The following is a 22,209-nucleotide window of genomic DNA, read 5'->3' as shown; positions in this document are numbered from 1 at the left end:
AATGGCATTACTCAAAGCGATGAGCTGGGGGAAGGTTTAAGCATGGCGAGTACTCATTCAGATCGCATGATTGTCGGGCTCGATATCGGCACATCGAAAGTGGTCGCGATTGTGGGCGCAATCAACGATGAAGGCGTGCTGGAAATCGTCGGTATCGGATCGCATCCCTCGCGCGGCATGAAGAAAGGCGTGGTGGTCAACATCGAATCCACAGTGCAATCCATCCAGCGCGCAGTTGAAGAAGCCGAGCTGATGGCCGGTTGCCAGATTCACAGCGTCTACGTTGGGATTGCCGGCAGTCATATCCGCAGCCTGAACTCTCACGGGATTGTCGCTATCCGCGATCGCGAAGTGTATCCGCTGGATCTCGAGCGCGTCATTGATGCTGCGCAGGCGGTTGCGATTCCGGCGGATCAGAAAGTGCTCCACATTCTGCCGCAGGAATATGTGGTGGATGATCAGGAAGGCATTCGAGAGCCGCTCGGCATGTCTGGCGTTAGACTCGAAGCGAAGGTGCATTTGGTGACCTGTGCGGTAAACGCTGTGCAGAACATCGAGAAGTGCATTCGCCGCTGTGGTCTGGAAGTTGAGGACGTGATTCTGGAGCAGCTCGCTTCCAGCTACGCTGTTTTGACTGAAGACGAGAAAGAGCTGGGCGTTTGTATGGTGGATATCGGGGGAGGCACCACCGATATCGCGATCTTTACCGAAGGCGCTATCAAACATACCGGTGTTATTCCTATTGCCGGTGATCAGGTCACTAACGACATTGCAATGGCGCTGCGCACGCCGACCCAGTACGCCGAAGAAATCAAAATCAAGTACGCCTGCGCGCTGACCCAGCTTGCCGGCGAAGATGAAACCATCAAGGTGCCAAGCGTTGGCGAGCGCCCGCCGCGGGATTTGTCTCGTCAGCAACTGGCGGCGGTTGTTGAGCCGCGCTACGACGAGTTGTTCACTCTTGTTCAAGCCGAGCTGCGCCGCAGCGGCTACGAAGATCTGATTCCGGCGGGCATTGTGCTCACCGGCGGAACCTCAAAAATGGAAGGCGTTATCGAGCTGGCTGAGGAAATTTTCCATATGCCGGTAAGACTCGGTGTGCCCCAGGATATCAGTGGTCTGACCGACATTGTTCGCAACCCCATCTACTCAACCAGTGTGGGTTTGCTGCAGTACGGCTTCAAACAGACCAATAGTGATGTCAGCAGAAAACGGAAGCGCTCGTCCGTGAGTTTTGTCGAGCGGTTGAAGCAGTGGATACAAAGTAATTTTTAAGTTTAGTAACCGGGTGCGGTGACCGTACCCAATCGCTAAAAAAGGGAGAAAGACCATGTTTGAACTTATTGATAATGTACCGCAAAGTGCAGTTATTAAAGTCGTCGGTGTTGGTGGTGGCGGCGGTAATGCTGTTAAACACATGATATCCAGTCAGGTGGAAGGCGTAGATTTTATCTGTGCAAACACTGACGCGCAGGCGCTGACCGACATCTGTTCGCGAACCGTTCTGCAGTTGGGTAACAACATCACCAAGGGGCTGGGTGCAGGCGCAAATCCGGAAGTCGGCCGCAAGGCGGCGATGGAAGATCGCGATCGCATCCACGAGGCACTGGAAGGTGCCGATATGGTGTTCATCACCGCCGGCATGGGCGGTGGTACGGGAACCGGTGGTGCGCCAGTGGTGGCCGAAGTGGCTCGCGAGTTGGGCATCCTGACCGTCGCCGTGGTGACTAAGCCCTTCCCCTTTGAGGGTCGCAAGCGCATGGAAGTGGCCGAGCAGGGTATGCGTGAGTTGCGTGAGCACGTGGATTCGCTGATCACTATTCCAAACGAGAAACTGTTGAGTGTGTTGGGCAAGAACACCAGCCTGCTGGACGCTTTTAAAGCGGCCAATGATGTATTGCTGAATGCGGTTCAGGGCATTGCAGATCTGATCATTCGCCCCGGCATGATCAACGTCGACTTTGCTGACGTGCGCACGGTGATGTCTGAAATGGGCATGGCCATGATGGGTTCCGGTATCGCCAGCGGTGAGAACCGCGCGATCGAAGCTGCCGAAGCGGCGATTCGCAGCCCGCTGCTGGAAGACGTCAATATTCAGGGTGCCCGCGGCATTCTGGTCAACATCACCGCTGGTCTCGACCTGTCTCTGGGTGAGTTCTCGGATGTGGGCGACACCGTCAAGGAATTTGCCTCTGATCAGGCCACTGTGGTTGTGGGTACGGTTATCGATCCTGAGATGACTGACGAGCTGCGGGTGACTGTAGTCGCTACCGGGCTTGACGGTGGCGTCGATATCCCTTTGAAAGTAGTGGAAAATAAGCCGGCCGAGCCGAAAACCGCTACCGACTATCGCCAACTTGATCGCCCCACGGTAATGCGCCAGAATGCCGCACACCGAGAGCAGGCGGCAGCGGCTGCGGCGGTGGAAGATCGGGATATGGAGTATCTGGACATCCCGGCTTTCCTGCGTCGTCAGGCAGACTGATAAGGGCGTCGTTGATCACAATTTGGCCAACTGACGTTTGGTGAATGGCGTTTGCTCTGTTAACATGCGCAAGCTGCCGCATTTTGCGAGATTATTGCTGGAATAATGATTAGACAACGAACTCTGAGAAACACGATTCGCGCCACTGGCGTGGGTCTGCACACGGGTGAAAAGGTATATCTCACCCTGAAACCGGCTCCGGTTGATCATGGCATCGTGTTTCGTCGAACGGATCTCAATCCCGTTGTTGAAATTCCTGCGCGCGCAGAAAACGTGGGCGATACCACCTTGTCTTCTACTCTTATAAAAGACGATGTGCGGGTCTCCACCGTTGAACACCTCTTGTCAGCCATGGCCGGATTGGGAATCGACAACGCCTATGTCGAGCTCAGTGCGGCAGAAGTACCTATCATGGATGGTAGTGCCGGCCCTTTTGTTTTTCTGATCCAGTCCGCTGGTATTGAAGAGCAGGACGCGCCGAAGAAGTTTATCCGCATCAAGAAAGAGATCACGGTTAAGGAAGGTGACAAGGTCGCCAGTTTCCTCCCTTTTGATGGCTTCAAAGTCTCCTTTACCATTAACTTTGATCATCCGGTCTTCCGCAATCGGAAGCCGAAAGCTGAGCTCGACTTTTCCAGCACCTCTTTTGTAAAAGAAGTCAGTCGTGCACGGACCTTCGGGTTCATGCACGAAATTGAATATCTGCGATCCAAGGGCCTTGCCCAGGGTGGCAGCGTAGACAACGCCATCGTAGTTGACGAATACCGTATTCTGAACGAAGACGGTTTGCGCTATGACGACGAGTTCGTCAAACACAAGGTGCTCGATGCCATTGGCGATCTTTACCTACTCGGTTACAGCCTGATTGGCGAGTTCCGGGCCTACAAATCCGGTCACGGATTGAACAACGCCTCACTGCGAGAGCTGATTGCTCAGGAAGATGCCTGGGAGATGGTTACCTTCGACGATGTTGCGGATGCCCCCATTTCCTATATGAATCCTGTAGCTGCCATCGGCTGATACTCGTCATGCCTGAACAGGCGTGGAAATCACTGCTCTTCTATGCGATATTGGCGCACTTGCCAAGGCGACGCTGCGCGTCGAGAGAGGCAAATGAACTCTTAGCTCTGTAGATCGGGCGCGCAAATCGGGCGAAGACCCGATGGGGCTCCCGCTGCAACCATTTCACGATTACCTGAAGACGTAACAAGCGAACTCATCGATGATTGCTGGTGTATTCAAGAAAATTTTTGGTAGCAAGAATGACCGTGAACTTAAGCGGATGGGGAAGCTGGTTGCTCAGATCAACCAGCTGGAAGACGAATACACGGCGCTCGATGACGCGGCGCTGAAAGCGAAAACCACAGAGTTTAAGCAGCGTCTGGAGCAGGGCGAATCGCTCGATGCGATTTTGCCGGAGGCTTTTGCGACCGCCCGTGAGGCTAGCCGCCGGGTCATGGGCATGCGCCATTTCGACGTGCAGCTGATTGGTGGCATGACCCTGCATGAAGGTCGTATCGCCGAGATGAAAACCGGTGAGGGTAAAACGCTGGTAGCGACCCTGCCCGTGTATCTCAATGCTCTGACCGGCAAGGGCGTTTACGTAGTTACCGTGAACGACTATCTGGCTCGCCGCGATGCAGAATGGATGCGCCCGCTGTATGAATTCCTCGGGCTGACGGTGGGCGTTGTCGAGTCTCGTCAGGATTCCGACGCCAAACGCGTGGCCTATCAGGCGGATATCACCTACGGTACCAACAACGAATTCGGTTTTGATTATCTGCGCGATAATATGGCCTTCTCGCTGGCCGATCGCTATCAGCGTGGTCTTAACTTTGCGATTGTCGACGAAGTTGACTCGATCCTGATTGACGAAGCGCGAACGCCGTTGATCATTTCCGGTCAGGCGGAAGACAGCTCTCGCCTGTACAAGCGCATCAATCAGTTTATTCCCAAGCTTCAGCCGGTGTCGGAAGATGACAGCGCCGGTGAAGGCCATTTCACCATCGACGAAAAATCCCGTCAGGTGGAGCTGACCGAGGCTGGCCACGAAGTGGTCGAGGAAATGATGCTCAAGGACGGTCTGCTGGAAGAGGGCGACAGCCTCTACTCTGCCGGCAACCTCAATCTGCTGCATCACGTTTATTCCGCCCTGCGTGCTCACGTGCTGTATCACCGCGACGTGGAATACATTATCCAGAACGGGCAGGTCGTGCTGATTGACGAGCATACCGGCCGTACCATGCCCGGTCGCCGTTTGTCCGAAGGTCTGCATCAGGCCATTGAAGCGAAGGAGAATGTCGATATTCAGGCCGAGAGCCAGACTCTGGCATCGACCACCTTCCAGAACTACTTCCGCCTGTTCGACAAGCTGGCGGGCATGACGGGTACCGCTGATACCGAAGCCTTTGAGTTTCAACAGATCTATGGTTTGGACGTGGTGGTCATTCCCACCAATAAACCGAGCCAGCGTCGCGACCTCAACGATCTGGTCTTTCTGTCAAAAGACGAGAAGTACGATGCGATTGTCGACGAAGTAAAAGAAATTACCGAGCAGGGCGCCCCGGTTCTGGTGGGTACGGCTTCCATTGAAACCTCCGAAGAAATGTCCCGACGTTTTAAAGCGGCGGGCATCGCCCACAATGTTCTGAACGCCAAGTTCCACGAAAAAGAGGCGGAGATCATCATGCAGGCCGGTCGGCCGGGCGTGGTGACTATCGCCACCAATATGGCGGGTCGCGGAACCGACATCGTTTTGGGCGGTAACGTGGAAGCGGAAATCAAAGCGCTGGAAAATCCTCAGCCCGGCGAAGCCGAGCGCATGCGCAATGAATGGGAAGTCCGTCATCGCCAGGTGCTGGAAGCCGGTGGCCTGCACATTATCGGTACTGAGCGCCATGAGTCACGTCGTATCGACAACCAGCTGCGCGGCCGGGCCGGGCGTCAGGGCGATCCGGGTATGTCGCGCTTCTACCTGTCGCTCGAAGACAACCTTATGCGGATTTTTGCCTCCGACCGCGTGCGCAACATTATGCAGGCGCTGGGTCTGGAAAAAGGCGAAGCGATTGAGCACCGCATGGTGACCAATGCGATCGAGAAAGCCCAGCGCAAGGTCGAAGGGCGCAACTTTGATATTCGCAAGCAGTTGCTGGAATACGATGATGTGGCCAATGACCAGCGTCGGATTATCTACCAGCAGCGCGATGAATTGCTGCAGGAAGAAGATATTACACCGATGCTGGACGCGATCCGTGACGATGTCGTCAACAGTGTCATCGACGAGTGTATTCCGCCGCAGAGTATTGAGGAGCAGTGGGATATTCCGAGCCTCGAGAAGCGCATGGAGGCTGAATTTGCGGTCAGCGTGCCGATACAGCAGTGGCTGGACGAAGATAATTCACTGCACGAAGAAAGCCTCCGCGAAAAATTGGTTGCCGCTGTAGCAGATGCCTACCGCGAAAAGTGTGCGACTATCGGTGCGGATATGCGCCGTGTTGAGCGTCATATTATGCTACAGGTGCTGGATACCTTGTGGAAAGAACACCTGGCGACGATGGATCACCTTCGGGCGGGTATTCACCTGCGCTCCTACGCTCAGAAAAACCCCAAACAGGAATACAAACGCGAAGCCTTTGAGTTATTCCAGTCCATGCTGGAATCATTGAAGCACGAAGTTATCCGCTTTTTGTCGCATATCCAGATTCAACGCAATGACGAAGTTGAAGAGCTGGAGCGCGAGCGTCGCGAAGCCAGTGCCCGCCAGGCAATGGAATTTCAGCATGCTGAAACGTCTGCCATGAGCGAAGAAAGTGCGGCCGAAGCGGGTGCTGCGCCGGCTGCAGACAATGCCGCACCCTTTGTCCGCGACGAGCGCAAAGTGGGTCGCAATGAGCCCTGCCCCTGTGGCTCGGGTAAAAAATACAAACACTGTCACGGACAACTGGGTAGCTGAACAATGGCGGTAGGAAGTGGAGCGTTACCGGAATTGCATCCGGTCGCCGGCGTTAAAATTGCAATTGGCAGCGCCGGTATCAAAAAGCCCGGCCGAAAAGATCTGGTGCTGTTTGAGTTGGCGGAAGGCAGCACTACAGCCGCCGTGTTTACCCAGAACCGATTCTGCGCTGCGCCTGTCCAGGTAGCGCGCGAACACCTGAAGTCGGGCTCTCCACGCTATCTTCTTATTAATACCGGTAATGCCAATGCGGGCACCGGTCAGCGCGGTATGCAGGCGGCTCGCCGCAGCTGCGAGGCGGTGGCTGAGCTGACCGGCTGCAAAGCCAGCGAAGTGCTACCGTTCTCTACCGGCGTAATAGGTGAAACGCTGCCGCTGGCAAAAATTGAAGCGGCCTTGCCAACGCTCCCGGCTTCTCTGAATGAAGGCCTCTGGCTGGATGCTGCTCACGGCATTATGACGACGGATACCCGTCCCAAGGCGTGGTCTGCGAAAGTCGAAGGTACGCCTTACACGGTGACCGGTATCTCCAAGGGCGCGGGTATGATCAAGCCCAATATGGCTACGATGCTGGGCTTTGCCGCAACTGATGCACCGGTTTCCGCAGACGTGCTTCAATCCCTGCTCAGTGATATTGCCGAACGCTCGTTTAATCGCATCACGGTAGATGGTGATACCTCGACCAACGATGCCTGTGTGCTGGTGGCAACGGGTAAAGCCGGTGGTGAGCTGATTGATTCCAGCGACGCACCACATTATCAAGCCTTGCAGGCGGCTCTGCTGGAATTGTTTACCGTGTTGGCACAGGCCATTGTGCGGGATGGTGAGGGTGCTACCAAGTTTGTCGCAGTCAAGGTTGAAGGCGGAGCGAATCGCGCCGAGTGCCTGAAGGCGGCCTTTACAGTTGCGGAATCACCTTTGGTCAAGACGGCCCTGTTTGCCAGCGACCCCAACTGGGGGCGCATTCTGGCGGCGCTCGGTCGCGCCGGCATTGATGATCTCGACGTTGAGAAAGTCACAGTTTCCATCAACGGTGTGGTTGTGGCAGAAGCGGGTGGTTTGGCTGAGTCCTATACCGAAGCAGCGGGCCAGGCGGCCATGGCGCCGGAAGAGCTGACGATCTGCATTTATCTGGATCGGGGTGATGCGAGTGAAACCGTCTGGACGACCGACTTTTCCCACGACTATGTCACTATCAACGCCTCCTACCGCAGCTGATCCTCGTCGCGTTCACGTTGCCGCCGGCGTCATTCTGCGGGAACAGCGTGTGCTGATCGCGCGGCGTCACGCCCATGCGCACCAGGGCGGTCTCTGGGAATTTCCTGGTGGCAAACTTGAGCCCGGAGAGAGCGTTATTTCAGCCTTAAAGCGCGAGCTGCAGGAAGAAATCGGTATCGACATTGAAGATGCAGAGCCGCTGCTGCAGATCGCTCACGACTATCCAGACAAGCAGGTACTGCTGGATTTCTGGACGGTATCCGCGTTCAGTGGGGAGCCCCAAAGTAAAGAGGGTCAGGCGTTGGAGTGGTGCGAGCTGGAAGACTTACGCGAGCGCGAGTTTCCGGAAGCGAATGTGCCGGTGGTTGATCGTCTACTCGAACTTTTCGAGATCCTCTGAAAAAACATCGCTGACCTGGCTGTCGCCGGGTATCTGGCGCTCTTCATGGGCCCAAGCAATAAAGTCCAAATTCTTGCACTGCTCAGAACAGAATGGGCGGAATGGATTGTCTTTGTTCCAGTGGGTTTTTTCGCCGCATTGTGGGCAGTTTATCTCAGGCATGTTCGGCCGCCAGCTTCAGGTACTCAGTGTGGAGGCGATCGACTTCGCCTTCCAGAAAATCAAGATCGCGGTCATTGCAGATGACATCGTCCGCCACTGCCAGTCGCTGCTCGCGAGAGGCTTGGGAGGCCATGATGCGTTCGACTTGGTCGCGCGGGTTGTTATCCCTAGCCATCGTACGTTCCAGCTGCAGGCTCTCAGGTACGTCAATTACCAGTAGGCGATGACACAACACCTTCTGGCCCGACTCAACCAGCAGTGGCGATACGAACAATACGTAGGGGCTCGTTGCTGCTTCCAACTGGCGCAGGGTTTCATCGGCGATCAGGGGGTGCAGCAGCCCTTCGAGCCAGGCCTTTTCCTCGGGGCTTGAGAAAATTTTCTGACGCAGCGCGGCGCGATCCAGACCTCCGTCGCTAAGCAGGATGCTGTCGCCATGACGTGCCTGAATCGCTGTCAGTGCTTCGCTGCCGGGCTCGACAACCTGTCGAGAGATAACATCCGCATCCACGGCGACAATGCCGTGCTGTTCGAAACGGCGGGATGCGGCAGATTTACCGCTGCCAATACCGCCGGTCAGTCCAATAACAAACATCTGATGCCTCAACCCAGCCCAGCAAATTGCAGATAGCGATCGACTATCCATTCACCCCAAAGGAGGGTGATCAGGCCGGCGCCCGCTAGATAAGGGCCGAAGGGTATGGTTTTGTTGCTCTCGGAGCGAGTTGCTGCGAGATAAATGGAGCCGACGATGGCACCGACCAGCGAGGACAGGATCACAATGACGGGTAGCTGTTGCCAGCCGAGCCAGGCGCCGAGCGCTGCCAGCAACTTGAAGTCGCCGTAGCCCATGCCTTCCTTGCCGGTGATCAGCTTGAACAGCCAGTACACAGACCAGAGTGTCAGGTAGCCGGCGGCTGCGCCCCACACAGCGTCTTCCAGCGAAACCGGGCTCAGCGACAGCGCACTGCACAGCAGGCCCGCCCACATCAGGGGCAAGGTGAGTTGATCGGGCAGTAGCTGGTGATCGAAATCGATAAAGGTCAGGATCAGTAAGGTCCAGCAGAAAGCCGCGGTTGCAAAACCGTAGGGGCCAAGGCCGAAGAGATAGATGCAGAGCAGACCTAGCAGGGCAGTGCTTAACTCCACAATTGGATAGCGCACGCTAATCGAGGTTTTGCAGTTGGAACAGCGCCCCCGAAGCAGCAGGTAGCTGATTATGGGGATATTTTGCCAAGCCTTGATCGGCGCTTTGCAGCTCGGGCAGTGAGAGTTGGGGATGGCGATGTTAAAGCTCGTGTCCTCGGCCTTTCCGGAGCTTGGAGTCTCCAGTAGCAGCTCGCACTCACGACGCCAGCTCGACTCCATCATCTGGGGTAAGCGGTAGATCACCACGTTAAAAAAACTGCCGAACACGGCAAAGACCATAAAACTGACGACGTAGGTCAGCAGCACATCGTCAGGCATTATTAGACAGCAGCCCCCATGGCGAAGATTGGCAGATACATAGCGATCATCAGGCCGCCAACAAGAACACCCAGAACGGACATGATCATGGGTTCAAGCAGAGCGGTAAGTCCGTCAACAGCATTATCCACTTCGGCCTCATAAAAAGTCGCCACCTTGTCCAGCATGGTGTCCAGCGCGCCGGATTCTTCACCGATGGAGACCATTTGCAGCAACATACTGGGAAACATGCCGGTCATTTTGATCGACATATACAAGCTCTGGCCAGAGGTCACGTCAATTCGGATACGGTCAATGGCTCGCTTGTACACCGCGTTACCCGCCGCACCGGACACGGATTGCAAGGCATCCACGAGCGGAACACCCGCGGCAAAAGTTGTAGCCAGGGTGCGCGAGAATCGAGCCACGACAGCGTTGTTGACAATGTCGCCTACAACCGGCGCTTTCAATGCGAAGGCATCTACCTGATCCGAGAACTTTTGTGAGCGCTGGCGAGCTTCTTTAAAGGCAAAGCCGGAACCGGCAATGATGCCTAGACAGATAAACCAGTTGGCCTGCATCCATTCCGACATCGACACCACTAACTGGGTAAAGGCGGGCAGCTCGGAGCCGAAGCTTTCAAAGGTCGATGCAAACTGGGGAACCACCTTGACCAACAGGATGCCGGTCACGATTACCGCCACGCAGACAACGGCGATGGGGTAGTTCATGGCTTTTTTGATTTTGGCTTTCAGTGCCTCAGACTTTTCCTTGTAGGTTGCTACCCGGTCCAGCATGGTCTCAAGCGTACCGGACTGCTCACCGGAATCCACTAGGTTGCAGAACAGGTCGTCGAAGTACTTTGGGTGCTTGGTCAAGGATTTTGCAAAGCCGCCACCCGCGGCGACATCATTTTTGATTTCGTTAATTAGTTCGCGCAGGGTCGGGTTATCGGCGCCTTCGGCAACAATTTCGAAACTCTGAATCAGCGGCACACCCGCTTTCATCATGGTGGCCATCTGTCGGGTAAAAATCGCGATGTCCTGTGGCGTGATTTTCTTTTTGCTTTCAAACAGGGGTTTGGGCTTCTTCTTGACGCTCTTGGCAGTAATGCCCTGCTTGCGAAGCTGAACCTTGACGACGGTGGGGTTGGTCGCGGTTACCTCGCCCTTGGTTTTATTGCCTTTTCGGTCTACACCCTGCCAGACATAGGTAACCGAATTTTTGGAGGCTGCTGTAGTGGCCATTGATTAGTCCTTGGTAACGCGATTGACTTCTTCCAGACTGATGATGCCTGCGGCGCATTTCTTCAAAGCAGATTGGCGGAGGCTGTTAAACCCGTGTTTTTGCTGTTGTGCCGCAATCTGCAGGGAGTTGCCGTCCTCCATGATAATTTGTGCGATCTCCGGGGTAATGCGAACTACTTCATAAATACCGGTACGCCCCTTATAACCCTTGTTACATCGCGCACAGCCAACCGGCTTGTTGAAGGTGCCGTTGGCGATCTGTTCTTCGCTGAAACCGGCTTCGGCCAGTGCTTCCGAGGGGATTTCTGCCGGTTCAGTGCACTCGGAGCACAGTCGACGGGCCAGTCGCTGGGCAATAATCAGACTTACCGACGTAGCGATGTTGAATGAGGGTACACCCATATTGCGCAGACGGGTCAGCGTCTCAGCGGCGCTGTTAGTGTGCAGGGTGGACAGTACAAGGTGACCAGTCTGGGCAGCTTTGATCGCAATTTCGGCGGTCTCCAGATCCCGGATCTCACCGACCATCACGATATCCGGATCCTGACGCAGAAACGAGCGCAGCGCTGCGGCGAAGTCCAGGCCGACCTTGGCATTAACGTGAACCTGGTTGATCCCCTCCAAGTTGATCTCCACCGGGTCTTCCGCGGTGGAGATGTTGGTCTCAGGGGTGTTCAGTATATTGAGACCCGTATACAGCGACACGGTTTTACCGGAACCGGTTGGGCCGGTAACGAGAATCATACCCTGCGGCTGGTTCAGCGCATTGAGGTACATTTCCCGCTGGTCAGACTCGTAGCCGAGGGCGTCGATACCCATCTGCGCGGAGGAGGGGTCGAGAATCCGCAGTACTATTTTTTCACCCCAGAGCGTTGGCAGGGTGTTTACCCGGAAGTCGATGGCGCGGTTCTTGGAAAGCTTCATCTTGATCCGGCCGTCCTGGGGGATGCGGCGCTCGGAGATATCCATCTCCGACATGATTTTCAGGCGCGCAGCCAGTTGGCCAGAGATGGATTTCGGTGGCTTGGCCACCTCATGCAGGATGCCGTCAGTACGAAATCGCACACGGTAGGATTTTTCGTAGGGCTCGAAGTGAATATCCGATGAACCGCCGCGGATGGCATCGAGCAGTACCTTATTGACAAAGCGAACCACCGGCGCATCATCACCTTCCTGAGTGACCTCGCCGCCATTGTCCCCGCTCTCGTCAACCGCCTCGACTTCCAGTGCGTCCAGGCTCTCGTCATCGAGGTCCCCAAAGCCCGAGCCCAGCGGTTCTTCTTCTGCTTCGACAAAACTGGTGACGCGGCTTTCCAGCAGGCCCTGTTCTACGATGATGGGCTCAACCGATAGGTTGGTGTGGAACTTGAGCTCATCCAAAGCGCGCAGATTGGTCGGGTCAGAGATAGCAACAAACAGGCGTTTGCCGCGTTTCATCAGCGGCAGCACCTTGTGCTTGCTCAGTAGCTTAACGTCGACAATATCCCGCGGCGCCAGTGTCGGGTCGAAAGCATTGAGATCCAGCAAGGGGAAGCCGAATTCCTCGGCGGTGGCTTTGGCGATCAGCACGCTCTCGACCAGATCTTTGCTGGTGAGATAGTTAGCGAGACTGATTTTTTCTTCCTGTGCAGCGGCAGTGGCGTCGAGCGCCTTCTCCTCTGAGAGAATGCCGTCAGCGACCAGCCGACGCGCAAGACTGTTCAGGGAAATTTTCTGCATCGTTGCTGCCATGGTAGCGCCTGCTGAATGTCAGTATAGCTGCCTTTGCGCAGAGTCAGAGGTTGTTTGTTCTGTTTGTGGCAACCTCGGTGCGCCAGGCATCGTCCGGAACTTACCGCCCAATATCGCGGTCAATACTCAAGTGATTTATTAAGTTTCAACCAATTTTCCTTGTAAATCAAGGTGATTGCGGTGGTATTAAGGCCGGATTCCACGCTTTGCCAGTGCGGCTTGGGCGAGCGAGCATTGCCGCTAGAGGGTTTTACTAACTGAGTTGCTTCGCCGACCTCCCGTTTTTGGCAGAAAAGCCAGTGAGGCCAGTGTGTTGCGGGGGTAAAGTGCTTGGCATTCGGGGCTCTGGCTCAGTATGATGCCACGCATAACGCGATAAAAGGATTTGCTTGTGAACGGAAAAATCATCCTAGCCATACTGGTGGCGATTTCAGGCGCTGTGGGCTATGTGTTCTACACCTCGTCGCAGTCGGAGTGGAATGAGATCAGTGAGCCAGAGCCCGTTGTCGAGCCCGCGGCGCCTGCTGCTCCCGAGCCTGAGCCTGAACCGCCGAAGCCGGAACCCGAGCCTGAGCCCGAACCTCAGCCAGAACCTGAGCCTGAGCCAGAAGAGCCGGTGGAAGAAGAGTCTGAGCCGGTTGCAAAGCCCGAACCGCAATTGGTGCAGGCGCCGGATAAGCTGGCAGGCAGTGACAGCAAAGTGCAGCAAGCTGTGACCGACTTGGCTCAGCGGCTGGTGCGCTGGGTAACGCTGCCGGAACAGATCCGTAAGTGGGTGCTGACCGTTGATTTGATGGCCAGTGAAAAAATCCCTTACAAACACAGCCCGATCAAGTATGACAAAGACCCCTTTCTGGTGTTGCCCACCGGTGATGAAACCTATGTCGCCGACAGCGGCAACTATTCGCGCTGGAATGATATCGTGGGTGTAGTGGCAGACATTCCGGTGCAGGATGCGGCACGCTACTACCGTGAGTGGTCTCCGTTGCTGGAAAAAGCCTACGATGAGCTGGGTAAGCAGGGCAGTTTCCACGAGCGCTTTATGGTGATGCTTGATGAAATGCGCTCGGTGAGTGAGCCGCCGGTTGGCGCGACGCTGATTCGTCCGCACATTTTCTATCAGTATGCCGATCCGGAGCTCGAAGCTGCCTCACCCCTGACCAAATGGATGTGGCGTCTGGGCCCGGATAATATGCTGGAACTGCAGGACTTTGCCCGCAATCTGAGTGCTGAACTGAAATACCGTTAAGGGTAGAATAGCGCGGGGCCGGAAAGGCCCTGCGACTCTCACTGACAAACGAAGTAGCGAGAATACTACCCATGGATTCCTCACGTACTCTTCTTGAAAACAACAAAAAATGGGCTGAGGCCATCAAGGCTGAAGACCCGACTTTTTTCGAGCAGCTGGCTGCTCAGCAAACCCCTGAATATCTCTGGATTGGCTGCTCCGACAGTCGTGTTCCAGCGAACCAGATTCTTGGCAAGATGCCCGGCGAGGTGTTTGTACACCGCAATATCGCCAACGTGGTGATTCACACCGATCTGAACTGTCAGTCGGTTATTCAGTATGCGGTTGAAGTGCTGAAGGTGAAGCATGTCATCGTTTGCGGCCACTACGGCTGTGGCGGTGTGATGGCTGCGATGGGCAGCTCGCAGTTTGGTCTGATCGACAACTGGCTGCGTAATATCAAAGACGTCTACAATCGTCATGAGCAGGAATTGCTCGCGATCGAAGATGAAGCCGAGCGGGTTAACCGCCTGTGCGAATACAATGTGTTGGCGCAGCAGGAAAACGTCTGCAATACCACAACCATCCAGAATGCTTGGGCCCGAGGCCAAGAGCTGCACGTGCACGGCTGGATCTACAGCATCAAAGACGGTCTGCTTCGCGATCTGCGCTCCACCATTTCGGAGCCAGCCCAGCTGGCTAACGTCTATCAGGTGGGAAGCCCGGCAGGCTGATTCCGTTCACCCGTATGGGTGGCGAGCCCTCCAGCATAACGCCATTACAATCAGTCTTTTACTCAGAGACTGGTTGTTATGGCTGTCACCCCTGTTGATCTTTCCAATACAAAAATCCTGATTACCGGCCCCACCGGGCAGGTTGCCCGCCCGGTTGTTGAGGCGCTGGCAAAAACCTCGCGCGTTACCGCACTTGCGCGATTCAGTGATCCCAAGCAACAGGCCGAGTTGGAGGCCCTGGGCGTGGCTACGGTGAAAGCCGATCTCGCCGACCGGGAATCACTGTCCGGCTGCCCGACTGATTTCGATTATGTGCTCAACTTTGCGGTGGTGAAAAGTGGGGAGTTTGACTACGACCTGAAGGCCAATGCCGAAGGCGTTGGCAACCTGATGACGCATTGCAAAGGTGTAAAGGCCTTTCTTCACTTCTCTTCAACCGCTGTGTACGAATATGCGGGCCATGAGCCGCGCAGCGAATCGTCACCGCTGGGTGATAATCACCGGGTTATGTTTCCCACCTACAGCATCTGCAAGATAGCCGCTGAAACGGTCTGTCGCTTTGTGGCCCATCAGCAGGGCATTCCAACCACGATAGCCCGACTCAGTGTGCCCTATGGTGACAATGGCGGCTGGCCCTACTTTCATCTGTTGATGATGAAGGAAGGTATTCCTATCGATGTTCATCCGGAGCAGCCCAATACCTACAATCTGCTGCATGCTGATGACTACATAGAAAAAATTCCCTACTTGCTCGCCGCAGCGACAGAAGAGGTCACGACCACCAATTTTGGCGGTTCGCAGGCCGTGAGTATTGAAGAGTGGTGTGCGTTTCTTTCCGAGCTTAGCGGTTATGATCCGGTGTTTAATCCTAATCCCAAGGCTTTTGGTGCCCTGCAGATTGATACCGCGCGCATGCACGAGCTGATTGGCGAGACGAAAGTGGATTGGCGTGACGGGATTCGTTCTATGGTGCAGGCCTTGTCACCTGAGCTGATTCGGAGCTAAAGGCCCTAGTTCGGGCGCACCGCAAGGGGTGCGCCCGATTGATCAGGCTTTAGCCTTGGCGGCGGCCTTTTTCTTGGCTGGAGCTTTCTTTTTCGCTGGAGCCTTTTTAGCAGCGGCTTTTTTAGCGGGAGCTTTTTTCTTTGGTGCAGCCTTTTTCTTGGCGGGCGCTTTTTTAGCAGCCGCTTTTTTGGCTGGGGCCTTCTTCTTAGCTGGAGCTTTTTTCGTTGCAGACTTCTTGCGTGCGGCCAGACGCGCTTTGCCAACGGCGATAGCGCGGTTGTACTCGGTTTTTACCGCATCGAAATCTTCTTTGGTCAGTGACAGAACGGCACGTGCATCCTGCTCCAGATCCTTCGCCTTATCGAGTGCTTCCTTGGCGCGGTTGATCTGCTGTTCCAGTCGCGAATTCAATTCCTTCTTCGCTTTGGCCTGCAGTTCTTTCAGCCGTTTCTGTTCGTCAGCGATACGCTTGCGTGCTTTTTCCACTTGAGATTTGGCCTGGTTGACGGCTTTTTCTGCGTCTTTAACCAGGTTTTTGCGAGCTGTTTCCAGCTTGCTCTCGAGCGCGTCGATTTCTTTTCTGATTGCAGCTATAGGGTCTGAAGATTTACGGGTGGCCATCCGAAGCATCCTTATTTACGTTAAGTGATAGCGTTGCGGTGAATCATCGGATCACAAAGTGATCACTGCTGATTAGCCATACAATAGCAGAAACACAGAATTTGAACAGGATTTGATCAAGGGGAAAGCGGTAAAAATAAAAAAGCCCCGCAGCTTTCGCAGCGGGGCTTGGTATTGGGCAGCTAAACTCAGCCGTTTTCGAGAGCCGTCGTAATATCCACAACCGCTTTTTTACCATCGCCAAATACCATCAAGGTATTGTCGAGAGCAAACAGCGGGTTGGGCAGACCGGCAAAACCAGCGCTCAGGCTGCGCTTTATTACAACCACAGTGCGGGCCTTGTCGACGTTCAGAATCGGCATGCCGTAGATCGGGCTGCCTTTATCTTCACGGGCCATCGGGTTGGTTACGTCGTTCGCGCCCAGAACAATGGCTACGTCGCAATCGTCAAACTGCGGATTGATGCGCTCCATTTCTACCAGTTTTTCATAAGGCACTTCGGCCTCGGCCAGCAGTACGTTCATGTGGCCGGGCATGCGGCCGGCAACCGGGTGGATCGCGTAAAGCACTTCGCCGCCGTTGCGCTCAATCGCATCAGCCAGTTCACGTACTGCGTGTTGAGCCTGAGACAGGGCCATACCGAAACCGGGAACGATGATAACTTTCTGGGCAGTTTCCAGTAGCATGCCGACTTCGTCGGGCGACGCGCTGGTGATCTTGCCTTCGTAGATTTCATCGCCAGCACCTTCGCCGCCAGTGTCCGCACCCATGCGACCAAACAGTACGTTGGGCAGCGAGCGGTTCATCGCCACACACATGATGTTGGTCAGGATCAGGCCCGAGGCACCAACCAGAGAACCGGAAACGATCAGTACGGTGTTGCCCATAACGAAACCGGCAAAGGCCGCAGCTATACCAGAGTAGCTGTTCAGCAGGGCGATAACGACCGGCATGTCAGCACCGCCGATAGGCAGTACCAGGGTCAGTCCCAGCACCGCGGCCAGGCCAATGGCCAGCCAGAAGTACAGGGTGTTGGTCGGGTCGATAGCCAGCATCACAGAGCTTGCCAGTGCGCCGATCAGCAGCAGGGCGTTGAAGCCGGTCATGCCGGGGAAGCCGATGGGCTGGCCGGGCATGATTTCCTGCAGTTTGGCGAAGGCGATCAGTGAGCCGGTAACGGTCAGTGAGCCGATGATGACTGTCAGGGCAATGGTGATCAGGGTAATGGTGCCCAGTGCGCCTTCCGCAAAACCGGCGCCGCCGAGAGTTTGCAGGTAGCTTGCCGCAGCCAGACCCAGTGACGCGCCGCCACCGAAGCCGTTCAGTACCGCAACCAACTGGGGCATGGCGGTCATTTGAACTTTCTTGGCCAGTACGGCACCGATTGCGCCGCCCAGCAGGGCGCCGGCGATAATCAGTTCAAAGCTGACAATGCTGTTGTCGAGCAAAGTCACGGCGACGGCCACAAACATACCGGTTGCTGACAGCATATTGCCGCGCACCGCAGTTTTCGGGCGCGTCAGCCCTTTAATACCCAGAATAAACAGGATCGCTGCTGCCAGGTAGGCGAGGTTCATCCCTATTTCCAGCATGGTTTAATCCTTCCTCTTGAACATGGCGAGCATTCGATTGGTGACCATATAGCCGCCAACCACGTTGATGGATGCAAGAACCACCGCAACAAAACCGAGCCAGCGGGCCACTTCACCGCCGTCGGCGTTACCCGCGGCGAGAATGGCGCCGACCAGCGCAATACCGGAAATGGCGTTGGTGCCCGACATCAGCGGGGTGTGTAGGGTCGGTGGAACTTTGGTGATCAGCTCTACGCCGAGCATCAGGGCGAGCACAAACAGGCTCACCTGCATAATCAGAATTTCCATGCTTATTCTCCTTTGCTCTCGTCAGCTTCTGCTTCGGGCTCTTCTTTGGGAGAGCCCAGCTGCATGGCGGGAAGCCCGAGAATGTCGCGAATCATGGCGTGGGTGACTTCACCGTTGTGAGTCACTACCGTGCCGGCGACTACTTCGTCGTCGAAATCAAATTCCAGGTTGCCTTCGTCGTTCAGCAACAGATCCAGCAGGGTGGTCAGGTTATTACCGAACATCTGGCTGGCGTGGAAGGGGTGACGGGCGGCCAGGTTCAGCGGGCCAGAGATAATCACGCCATTGACGTTGATGGTCTCGTTGGCCTTGGTGGCGGCGCAGTTACCACCGCGCTCGGCAGCAATATCCACGATCACGGTGCCGGGCTGAACAGACTTCAGCATTTCTTCGGTGATCAGCACCGGAGAGCGGCGGCCGGGAACGGCAGCCGTGGTGATGATGATATCCTGCTCGGCCAGTACCTTGGCCAGAGCGGCCTGCTGCTTGGCGAGCTGGTCGGCGGTTTGCTCTTTGGCGTAACCACCGGCATCTTCAGATTCTTCGTTTTCCAACTCCAGATCCACTGGCTTGGCGCCAACAGAAATGATCTGGTCGCGGGCGGCGGGGCGAATGTCGTAGGCGGAAACGACTGCACCCAGACGCTTGGCCGTCGCACAAGCCTGCAGACCGGCAACACCCGCGCCGAGGATCAGAACCTTAGCGGCTTTCAGAGTGCCCGCTGCGGTCATCATCATCGGGAAAATGCGGGGCGCCAGAGAAGCACCGTGCAGTACCGCATGGTAGCCGCCGATGGTCGCCATGGAAGACAGGACGTCCATACTTTGAGCGCGGCTGATGCGGGGCACCATTTCCAGACCCAGTGAAGTTACGCCGGTTTCGGCGATCTTCTGCGCCAGCTCGGATTCACCCAGCGGGTCGAGCATGCCGGCAATAATCTGGCCTTTGCGCAGGCGCGCCAGATGGGCGTCGCGTACGGCAGGGTCGGGGCTGACCGGTTGAATGCCGAGAACCACTTCCGAGCGCTCAAAAATCGCGTCGGAAGAATCGACGATCTCGGCGCCAGCTTCTTTAAAATCGTCGTCGCTGATACCGGCGGCCAATCCGGCTCCGGCCTCTACGAGGCAAGTCTGGCCTTTTTCAACCAGGGTTTTGATATTCGGGGGTGTGAGCGCTACACGGGTTTCTCCGGCGGCGTGCTCACGGCACAATCCAATTATCACACCAAGCTCCTTAATTTGCTGCTTGCGGGAACCTGCTCGCGCGCGGAAAAACTGCGCGGTGCAGGCGTAGAGGGGGAGGGACTACTGCCCGGTATATATGCCGAAAACTCCCCCCCAGGAATCAGGCATAGCGCCGCGCAGTATACGTACTTACATTTTATTCAGGCAATTAATGGTGGTTATAATACCCATCAATGTGGATGATATGGGTCACCTGCCGAAAAAACGACGCCGTATTGTGCCTAATTTCACCGGCAGCGTCACATTTTTTTCTAGACTAAACGGAGTAGATAGAGGGAGTCGCAAGATGTCAGACCGCACGACAGAAATTGAAGCTGCTGTATTTCGGCGCCTGCTGGAGCATCTGGACAGTCGCAAGGATGCCCAGAATATCGACCTGATGAATCTGGCCGGATTTTGCCGCAACTGTCTGTCCAAATGGTACGTAGCGGCCGCAGAAGAACACGGTGAGACCGTAGATTATGAGGCCGCGCGCGAGCGGGTTTACGGCATGCCTTATTCGGAGTGGAAGGCAAAATACCAGCTTGAGGCGAGTGCTGAGCAACTGGAAAAATTTGAAAAGGGTAAATAAAAGTATGTTAAGCGGTTCTCGAAATTAGCCTGTAACGGGCTTTCTGCGATCAAAAAGCGGTAACTTTTTACAGTCGTAAGCAACTGTTCTGCGCTTAAGTGTCATACCCGTAAACCAATCAGTAAAAAAGGTGTGATATGAAATCCGGGATAGCACTTGTATGCGCGACTGCGCTTCTGGCCTTGCCTCTAGTTGGCTGCAACGGTGGTGGTGGCAGTGATGCCAGCCCACCCCAGACCGGCGAGGCCAGTTTCTCCATAACTGACGCTCCCGCTGACAATGTCAGCCGCGTTAAAGTTACTTTTGATCGCATTGAGCTGAAGCCGAGAGAGGGAGCGAAAGTCTCGGTTGATCTGGATCCGGCAGTGACGATTGAAAACCTGCTCGATCTGACGGGCAGCAATGCCGAACAGGTTCTGGGTTCCACGACGGTGCCTGCTGGAGAATACAACTACGTCCGGCTCTATGTTCAAGGAGGTTCGCCGGCTTCGGAAGTAGAGGAAGAGGCTGGTGGCGTATTTGATCTGCTAGTGCCTGGGCAGCAGGCTGGGGCGAATAATCGATTTCTGCAACTGGTTTCCGGTTTCACGGTGCCTGCCGGTGGTCGAGCTGATTTCACGATTGATGTGGATCTGCGCGCGGCGCTGACCAAACCGAGTGGTGCCGATCATTACCTGCTGCGCCCGGCACTGAGGATTGTCGATAATGTGGTGGTAGGTACCATCAGTGGGACGGTGGATGAGGCGCTGCTGAATGATGCGAGCTGCACGCATACGCCGGCAACCGACGAGGGGGTTGCGGTCTACCTCTATGAATCCGACGCGGTGGGTTTCGGTGATGTGTATGTCAATGATGCCGGTGAATGCCAGCATTGCAATGAGGGCTCGCAAACCGAGGCTTCACCCCTGACGACTGCTAATGTCACCCAGGACACTCAGACAGGCGCTTACACTTATACCATCGGGTTTGTCGAGGCAGGGGAATACGATATCGCCCTGACCTGCCAGTCTCTCGACGATGATCCGGCGGCAGATGACGCGATCAGCTTTTTGCAGTCAGCCGGTGTAACCGTTGTAGAAAATCAAACCAGCGAGGTTGATTTCGTCTCTGCCTCGTCTCCATAAGCAGGCAGCTTACAGTGCGCCATTGGGTATAAACCGGTTATTGGTGTTCTCGCGAATCCAGCGTAACTCGTCTTGATTGAGCCTTTCACCCCGTTGTTTTAACAGGCGATTTGCCCAAATGGCAGGCGACTGATCCCCGGCTTCACAGCCGGGGATCAGCATTTCAGCTTTCACAAAAAAGCGCAGTGCCGCGCGTAATTCATCGCTGCTGAATTGCTGCAGTGTTTCCGACCAACTCGCCTGGGTCAGGCGCACCTGAACTGCCAGCGCTGATTGCTCTTCCGGACTTAACTGCTCAGGCAGGGATTCGAGAGCGTCCTGCATGGCTGCGTTTATCCCCTTTTTGAGCAAGGTCTCATCTACGCTCTGATTGGGCTCGGCGGGCGTCCAGCTATTTACACTCATGGCTTTCCTGCGGCTAAAAAGCTTCGTTAAAATCAAATACGGCAATGTATAGCGATGTGGTATTTTATCGGCACGAAGCGTCCGTGAATACCGGGCCAGACATGCGCACGGTATCAAACTGAATAATAAGGCAAGTTGGGAGTTAAACCATGAGTGAAATCGATCCAGTCATGCTGGTTGATTACGGTCCGTTAAAAGGACTGATTGGTGTTTGGGAAGGCGATGAAGGTATGGATGTATCGCCGGAAAAAGATGCCACCGAAGAGAATCCCTATTACGAAACCATCGTTTTTGAAGCCGCAGGGGATGTGACCAACGCGGAAACCCAGAAATTGGCGATCGTTCGCTACCATCAGGTGGTCAAGCGTAAATCCAATGATCAGGTCTTTCACGACCAAATCGGCTATTGGACCTGGGATAAAGAGGACAATACGTTGTCGTTCTCGCTCGCCATTCCGCGTGCGGTAACGGTTCTGGCGGGCGGTACCTGGCAACCTGGTAGCGATACCCTGAGTGTTAAGGCGACCGCTGAAGGCACTGATTGGGGCATTGCTCAGTCACCTTTTATGGCGGAAAAGGCCCGCACCACCGCCTTTGAAATGGAGGTTTCGGTGCAGGGTGATAGCCTGAAATACAAGCAGACGACTTATTTAAGTATTTATGGTCGCGAGTTTCCTCACACCGACGTCAACACGCTCAAGCGCGTTGGCTGATTGATTCTATCGCCCGGCCTCGGCCGGGCCCTCCCTATCTGGC

The 22,209-nt window shown here is 55.3% G+C and carries 22 protein-coding genes; 12 read left to right on the top strand and 10 right to left on the bottom strand.

Annotated features, from left to right (window positions below):
* Positions 1-42: 42 nt before the first annotated feature.
* From ftsA to mutT, 6 genes are all read left to right on the top strand, one after another.
* Positions 43-1,275 (top strand): cell division protein FtsA, encoded by a 1,233-nt coding sequence (gene ftsA, locus FHR99_RS06590; RefSeq protein ID WP_183409715.1) that lies wholly within the window; start codon positions 43-45, stop codon positions 1,273-1,275.
* 55 nt (positions 1,276-1,330) lie between these two features.
* Positions 1,331-2,485: a cell division protein FtsZ gene (gene ftsZ / locus FHR99_RS06585; protein ID WP_183409714.1), complete on the top strand. Its 1,155-nt coding sequence runs from the start codon at positions 1,331-1,333 to the stop codon at positions 2,483-2,485.
* A gap of 105 nt (positions 2,486-2,590) precedes the next feature.
* Positions 2,591-3,505, top strand: coding sequence for a UDP-3-O-acyl-N-acetylglucosamine deacetylase (lpxC, locus tag FHR99_RS06580; protein ID WP_183409713.1), 915 nt, complete (start codon positions 2,591-2,593; stop codon positions 3,503-3,505).
* 202 nt (positions 3,506-3,707) lie between these two features.
* Positions 3,708-6,437, top strand: coding sequence for a preprotein translocase subunit SecA (gene secA / locus FHR99_RS06575; RefSeq protein ID WP_221200391.1), 2,730 nt, complete (start codon positions 3,708-3,710; stop codon positions 6,435-6,437).
* A gap of 3 nt (positions 6,438-6,440) precedes the next feature.
* Entirely contained in the window at positions 6,441-7,655 is a 1,215-nt protein-coding gene (argJ, locus tag FHR99_RS06570; RefSeq protein WP_183409712.1) for a bifunctional glutamate N-acetyltransferase/amino-acid acetyltransferase ArgJ, read from the top strand.
* The gene (mutT, locus tag FHR99_RS06565) at positions 7,624-8,055 is read left to right on the top strand and encodes an 8-oxo-dGTP diphosphatase MutT (RefSeq protein ID WP_183409711.1); all 432 of its coding nucleotides are present in this window, start codon (positions 7,624-7,626) and stop codon (positions 8,053-8,055) included. The genes argJ and mutT overlap by 32 nt, the downstream gene beginning before the upstream one ends.
* Here the strand turns inward: mutT and FHR99_RS06560 are convergent.
* Genes FHR99_RS06560 through pilB form a run of 5 tightly spaced genes read right to left on the bottom strand, consistent with a single transcriptional unit; the run spans position 8,029 to position 12,641 of the window.
* Entirely contained in the window at positions 8,029-8,217 is a 189-nt protein-coding gene (locus tag FHR99_RS06560) for a DNA gyrase inhibitor YacG (protein WP_183409710.1), read from the bottom strand. The genes mutT and FHR99_RS06560 overlap by 27 nt on opposite strands.
* Positions 8,210-8,812, bottom strand: coding sequence for a dephospho-CoA kinase (gene coaE, locus FHR99_RS06555; RefSeq protein WP_183409709.1), 603 nt, complete (start codon positions 8,810-8,812; stop codon positions 8,210-8,212). Before coaE ends, FHR99_RS06560 begins: the two co-directional genes overlap by 8 nt.
* Positions 8,813-8,820: 8 nt before the next feature.
* Positions 8,821-9,684 carry a prepilin peptidase gene (locus FHR99_RS06550; RefSeq protein WP_183409708.1) on the bottom strand — a complete coding sequence of 288 codons (864 nt, stop codon included), beginning with the start codon at positions 9,682-9,684 and terminating at the stop codon, positions 8,821-8,823.
* Positions 9,685-9,686: 2 nt separating this feature from the next.
* Positions 9,687-10,910: a type II secretion system F family protein gene (locus FHR99_RS06545; protein WP_183409707.1), complete on the bottom strand. Its 1,224-nt coding sequence runs from the start codon at positions 10,908-10,910 to the stop codon at positions 9,687-9,689.
* Positions 10,911-10,913: 3 nt separating this feature from the next.
* Positions 10,914-12,641, bottom strand: coding sequence for a type IV-A pilus assembly ATPase PilB (gene pilB, locus FHR99_RS06540; RefSeq protein WP_246386468.1), 1,728 nt, complete (start codon positions 12,639-12,641; stop codon positions 10,914-10,916).
* Between the two features lie 391 nt (positions 12,642-13,032).
* Here pilB and FHR99_RS16575 point away from each other — a divergent pair, with 391 nt between their 5' ends.
* The 3 genes from FHR99_RS16575 (at position 13,033) to FHR99_RS06525 (ending at position 15,608) form a co-directional block, all read left to right on the top strand.
* Entirely contained in the window at positions 13,033-13,890 is an 858-nt protein-coding gene (locus FHR99_RS16575) for a DUF3014 domain-containing protein (RefSeq protein WP_183409706.1), read from the top strand.
* A 71-nt stretch (positions 13,891-13,961) separates the two neighbouring features.
* Positions 13,962-14,603, top strand: coding sequence for a carbonate dehydratase (gene can / locus FHR99_RS06530; RefSeq protein WP_183409705.1), 642 nt, complete (start codon positions 13,962-13,964; stop codon positions 14,601-14,603).
* A 78-nt stretch (positions 14,604-14,681) separates the two neighbouring features.
* Complete coding sequence (locus tag FHR99_RS06525) at positions 14,682-15,608, top strand: NAD-dependent epimerase/dehydratase family protein (RefSeq protein ID WP_183409704.1); 927 nt, start codon at positions 14,682-14,684, stop codon at positions 15,606-15,608.
* 42 nt (positions 15,609-15,650) lie between these two features.
* On the opposite strand, the gene FHR99_RS06520 is transcribed toward FHR99_RS06525, so the two are convergent.
* From FHR99_RS06520 to FHR99_RS06505, 4 genes are all read right to left on the bottom strand, one after another.
* A complete protein-coding gene (locus FHR99_RS06520; RefSeq protein WP_183409703.1) occupies positions 15,651-16,229 on the bottom strand; it encodes a hypothetical protein in 579 nt (192 codons plus the stop codon).
* A 188-nt stretch (positions 16,230-16,417) separates the two neighbouring features.
* Positions 16,418-17,821 carry an NAD(P)(+) transhydrogenase (Re/Si-specific) subunit beta gene (locus FHR99_RS06515; RefSeq protein ID WP_183409702.1) on the bottom strand — a complete coding sequence of 468 codons (1,404 nt, stop codon included), beginning with the start codon at positions 17,819-17,821 and terminating at the stop codon, positions 16,418-16,420.
* A gap of 3 nt (positions 17,822-17,824) precedes the next feature.
* Complete coding sequence (locus FHR99_RS06510; RefSeq protein WP_183409701.1) at positions 17,825-18,109, bottom strand: NAD(P) transhydrogenase subunit alpha part 2; 285 nt, start codon at positions 18,107-18,109, stop codon at positions 17,825-17,827.
* A gap of 2 nt (positions 18,110-18,111) precedes the next feature.
* The gene (locus FHR99_RS06505) at positions 18,112-19,332 is read right to left on the bottom strand and encodes a Rossmann-fold NAD(P)-binding domain-containing protein (RefSeq protein ID WP_183409700.1); all 1,221 of its coding nucleotides are present in this window, start codon (positions 19,330-19,332) and stop codon (positions 18,112-18,114) included.
* Between the two features lie 307 nt (positions 19,333-19,639).
* On the opposite strand from FHR99_RS06505, the gene FHR99_RS06500 reads away from it, so the two are divergent.
* Both FHR99_RS06500 and FHR99_RS06495 read left to right on the top strand, forming a co-directional pair.
* On the top strand, positions 19,640-19,924 hold the full coding sequence (locus FHR99_RS06500) for a DUF1244 domain-containing protein (protein WP_183409699.1): 285 nt from the start codon (positions 19,640-19,642) through the stop codon (positions 19,922-19,924).
* 137 nt (positions 19,925-20,061) lie between these two features.
* A complete protein-coding gene (locus tag FHR99_RS06495) occupies positions 20,062-21,048 on the top strand; it encodes a DUF4382 domain-containing protein (protein ID WP_183409698.1) in 987 nt (328 codons plus the stop codon).
* 9 nt (positions 21,049-21,057) lie between these two features.
* Here the strand turns inward: FHR99_RS06495 and FHR99_RS06490 are convergent, their stop codons facing one another.
* Entirely contained in the window at positions 21,058-21,453 is a 396-nt protein-coding gene (locus tag FHR99_RS06490) for a hypothetical protein (protein WP_183409697.1), read from the bottom strand.
* Positions 21,454-21,602: 149 nt separating this feature from the next.
* Between FHR99_RS06490 and FHR99_RS06485 the strand changes: the two genes are divergently transcribed.
* Entirely contained in the window at positions 21,603-22,166 is a 564-nt protein-coding gene (locus FHR99_RS06485) for a heme-binding beta-barrel domain-containing protein (protein ID WP_246386467.1), read from the top strand.
* Positions 22,167-22,209: the final 43 nt, after the last annotated feature.

The sequence above is a fragment of the Litorivivens lipolytica genome (assembly GCF_014191715.1).
GTDB lineage: Bacteria > Pseudomonadota > Gammaproteobacteria > Pseudomonadales > Spongiibacteraceae > Litorivivens > Litorivivens lipolytica.
The sequence above is the reverse complement of the archived record's forward strand: the minus strand, read 5'-3'. Positions and strand labels throughout refer to the sequence as shown.

Excerpts from the sequence above, each read along its gene's own strand:
- FHR99_RS06510 (WP_183409701.1), bottom strand. The coding sequence starts at position 18,109 with ATGGAAATTCTGATTATGCAGGTGAGCCTGTTTGTGCTCGCCCTGATG.
- FHR99_RS06490 (WP_183409697.1), bottom strand. The coding sequence starts at position 21,453 with ATGAGTGTAAATAGCTGGACGCCCGCCGAGCCCAATCAGAGCGTAGAT.
- FHR99_RS06515 (WP_183409702.1), bottom strand. The coding sequence starts at position 17,821 with ATGCTGGAAATAGGGATGAACCTCGCCTACCTGGCAGCAGCGATCCTG.
- FHR99_RS06545 (WP_183409707.1), bottom strand. The coding sequence starts at position 10,910 with ATGGCCACTACAGCAGCCTCCAAAAATTCGGTTACCTATGTCTGGCAG.
- ftsA (WP_183409715.1), top strand. The coding sequence starts at position 43 with ATGGCGAGTACTCATTCAGATCGCATGATTGTCGGGCTCGATATCGGC.
- mutT (WP_183409711.1), top strand. The coding sequence starts at position 7,624 with ATGTCACTATCAACGCCTCCTACCGCAGCTGATCCTCGTCGCGTTCAC.
- coaE (WP_183409709.1), bottom strand. The coding sequence starts at position 8,812 with ATGTTTGTTATTGGACTGACCGGCGGTATTGGCAGCGGTAAATCTGCC.
- FHR99_RS06525 (WP_183409704.1), top strand. The coding sequence starts at position 14,682 with ATGGCTGTCACCCCTGTTGATCTTTCCAATACAAAAATCCTGATTACC.
- FHR99_RS06500 (WP_183409699.1), top strand. The coding sequence starts at position 19,640 with ATGTCAGACCGCACGACAGAAATTGAAGCTGCTGTATTTCGGCGCCTG.
- ftsZ (WP_183409714.1), top strand. The coding sequence starts at position 1,331 with ATGTTTGAACTTATTGATAATGTACCGCAAAGTGCAGTTATTAAAGTC.
- lpxC (WP_183409713.1), top strand. The coding sequence starts at position 2,591 with ATGATTAGACAACGAACTCTGAGAAACACGATTCGCGCCACTGGCGTG.
- secA (WP_221200391.1), top strand. The coding sequence starts at position 3,708 with ATGATTGCTGGTGTATTCAAGAAAATTTTTGGTAGCAAGAATGACCGT.
- FHR99_RS06495 (WP_183409698.1), top strand. The coding sequence starts at position 20,062 with ATGAAATCCGGGATAGCACTTGTATGCGCGACTGCGCTTCTGGCCTTG.
- pilB (WP_246386468.1), bottom strand. The coding sequence starts at position 12,641 with ATGGCAGCAACGATGCAGAAAATTTCCCTGAACAGTCTTGCGCGTCGG.
- FHR99_RS06560 (WP_183409710.1), bottom strand. The coding sequence starts at position 8,217 with ATGCCTGAGATAAACTGCCCACAATGCGGCGAAAAAACCCACTGGAAC.
- can (WP_183409705.1), top strand. The coding sequence starts at position 13,962 with ATGGATTCCTCACGTACTCTTCTTGAAAACAACAAAAAATGGGCTGAG.
- argJ (WP_183409712.1), top strand. The coding sequence starts at position 6,441 with ATGGCGGTAGGAAGTGGAGCGTTACCGGAATTGCATCCGGTCGCCGGC.
- FHR99_RS06485 (WP_246386467.1), top strand. The coding sequence starts at position 21,603 with ATGAGTGAAATCGATCCAGTCATGCTGGTTGATTACGGTCCGTTAAAA.
- FHR99_RS06550 (WP_183409708.1), bottom strand. The coding sequence starts at position 9,684 with ATGCCTGACGATGTGCTGCTGACCTACGTCGTCAGTTTTATGGTCTTT.
- FHR99_RS06520 (WP_183409703.1), bottom strand. The coding sequence starts at position 16,229 with ATGGCCACCCGTAAATCTTCAGACCCTATAGCTGCAATCAGAAAAGAA.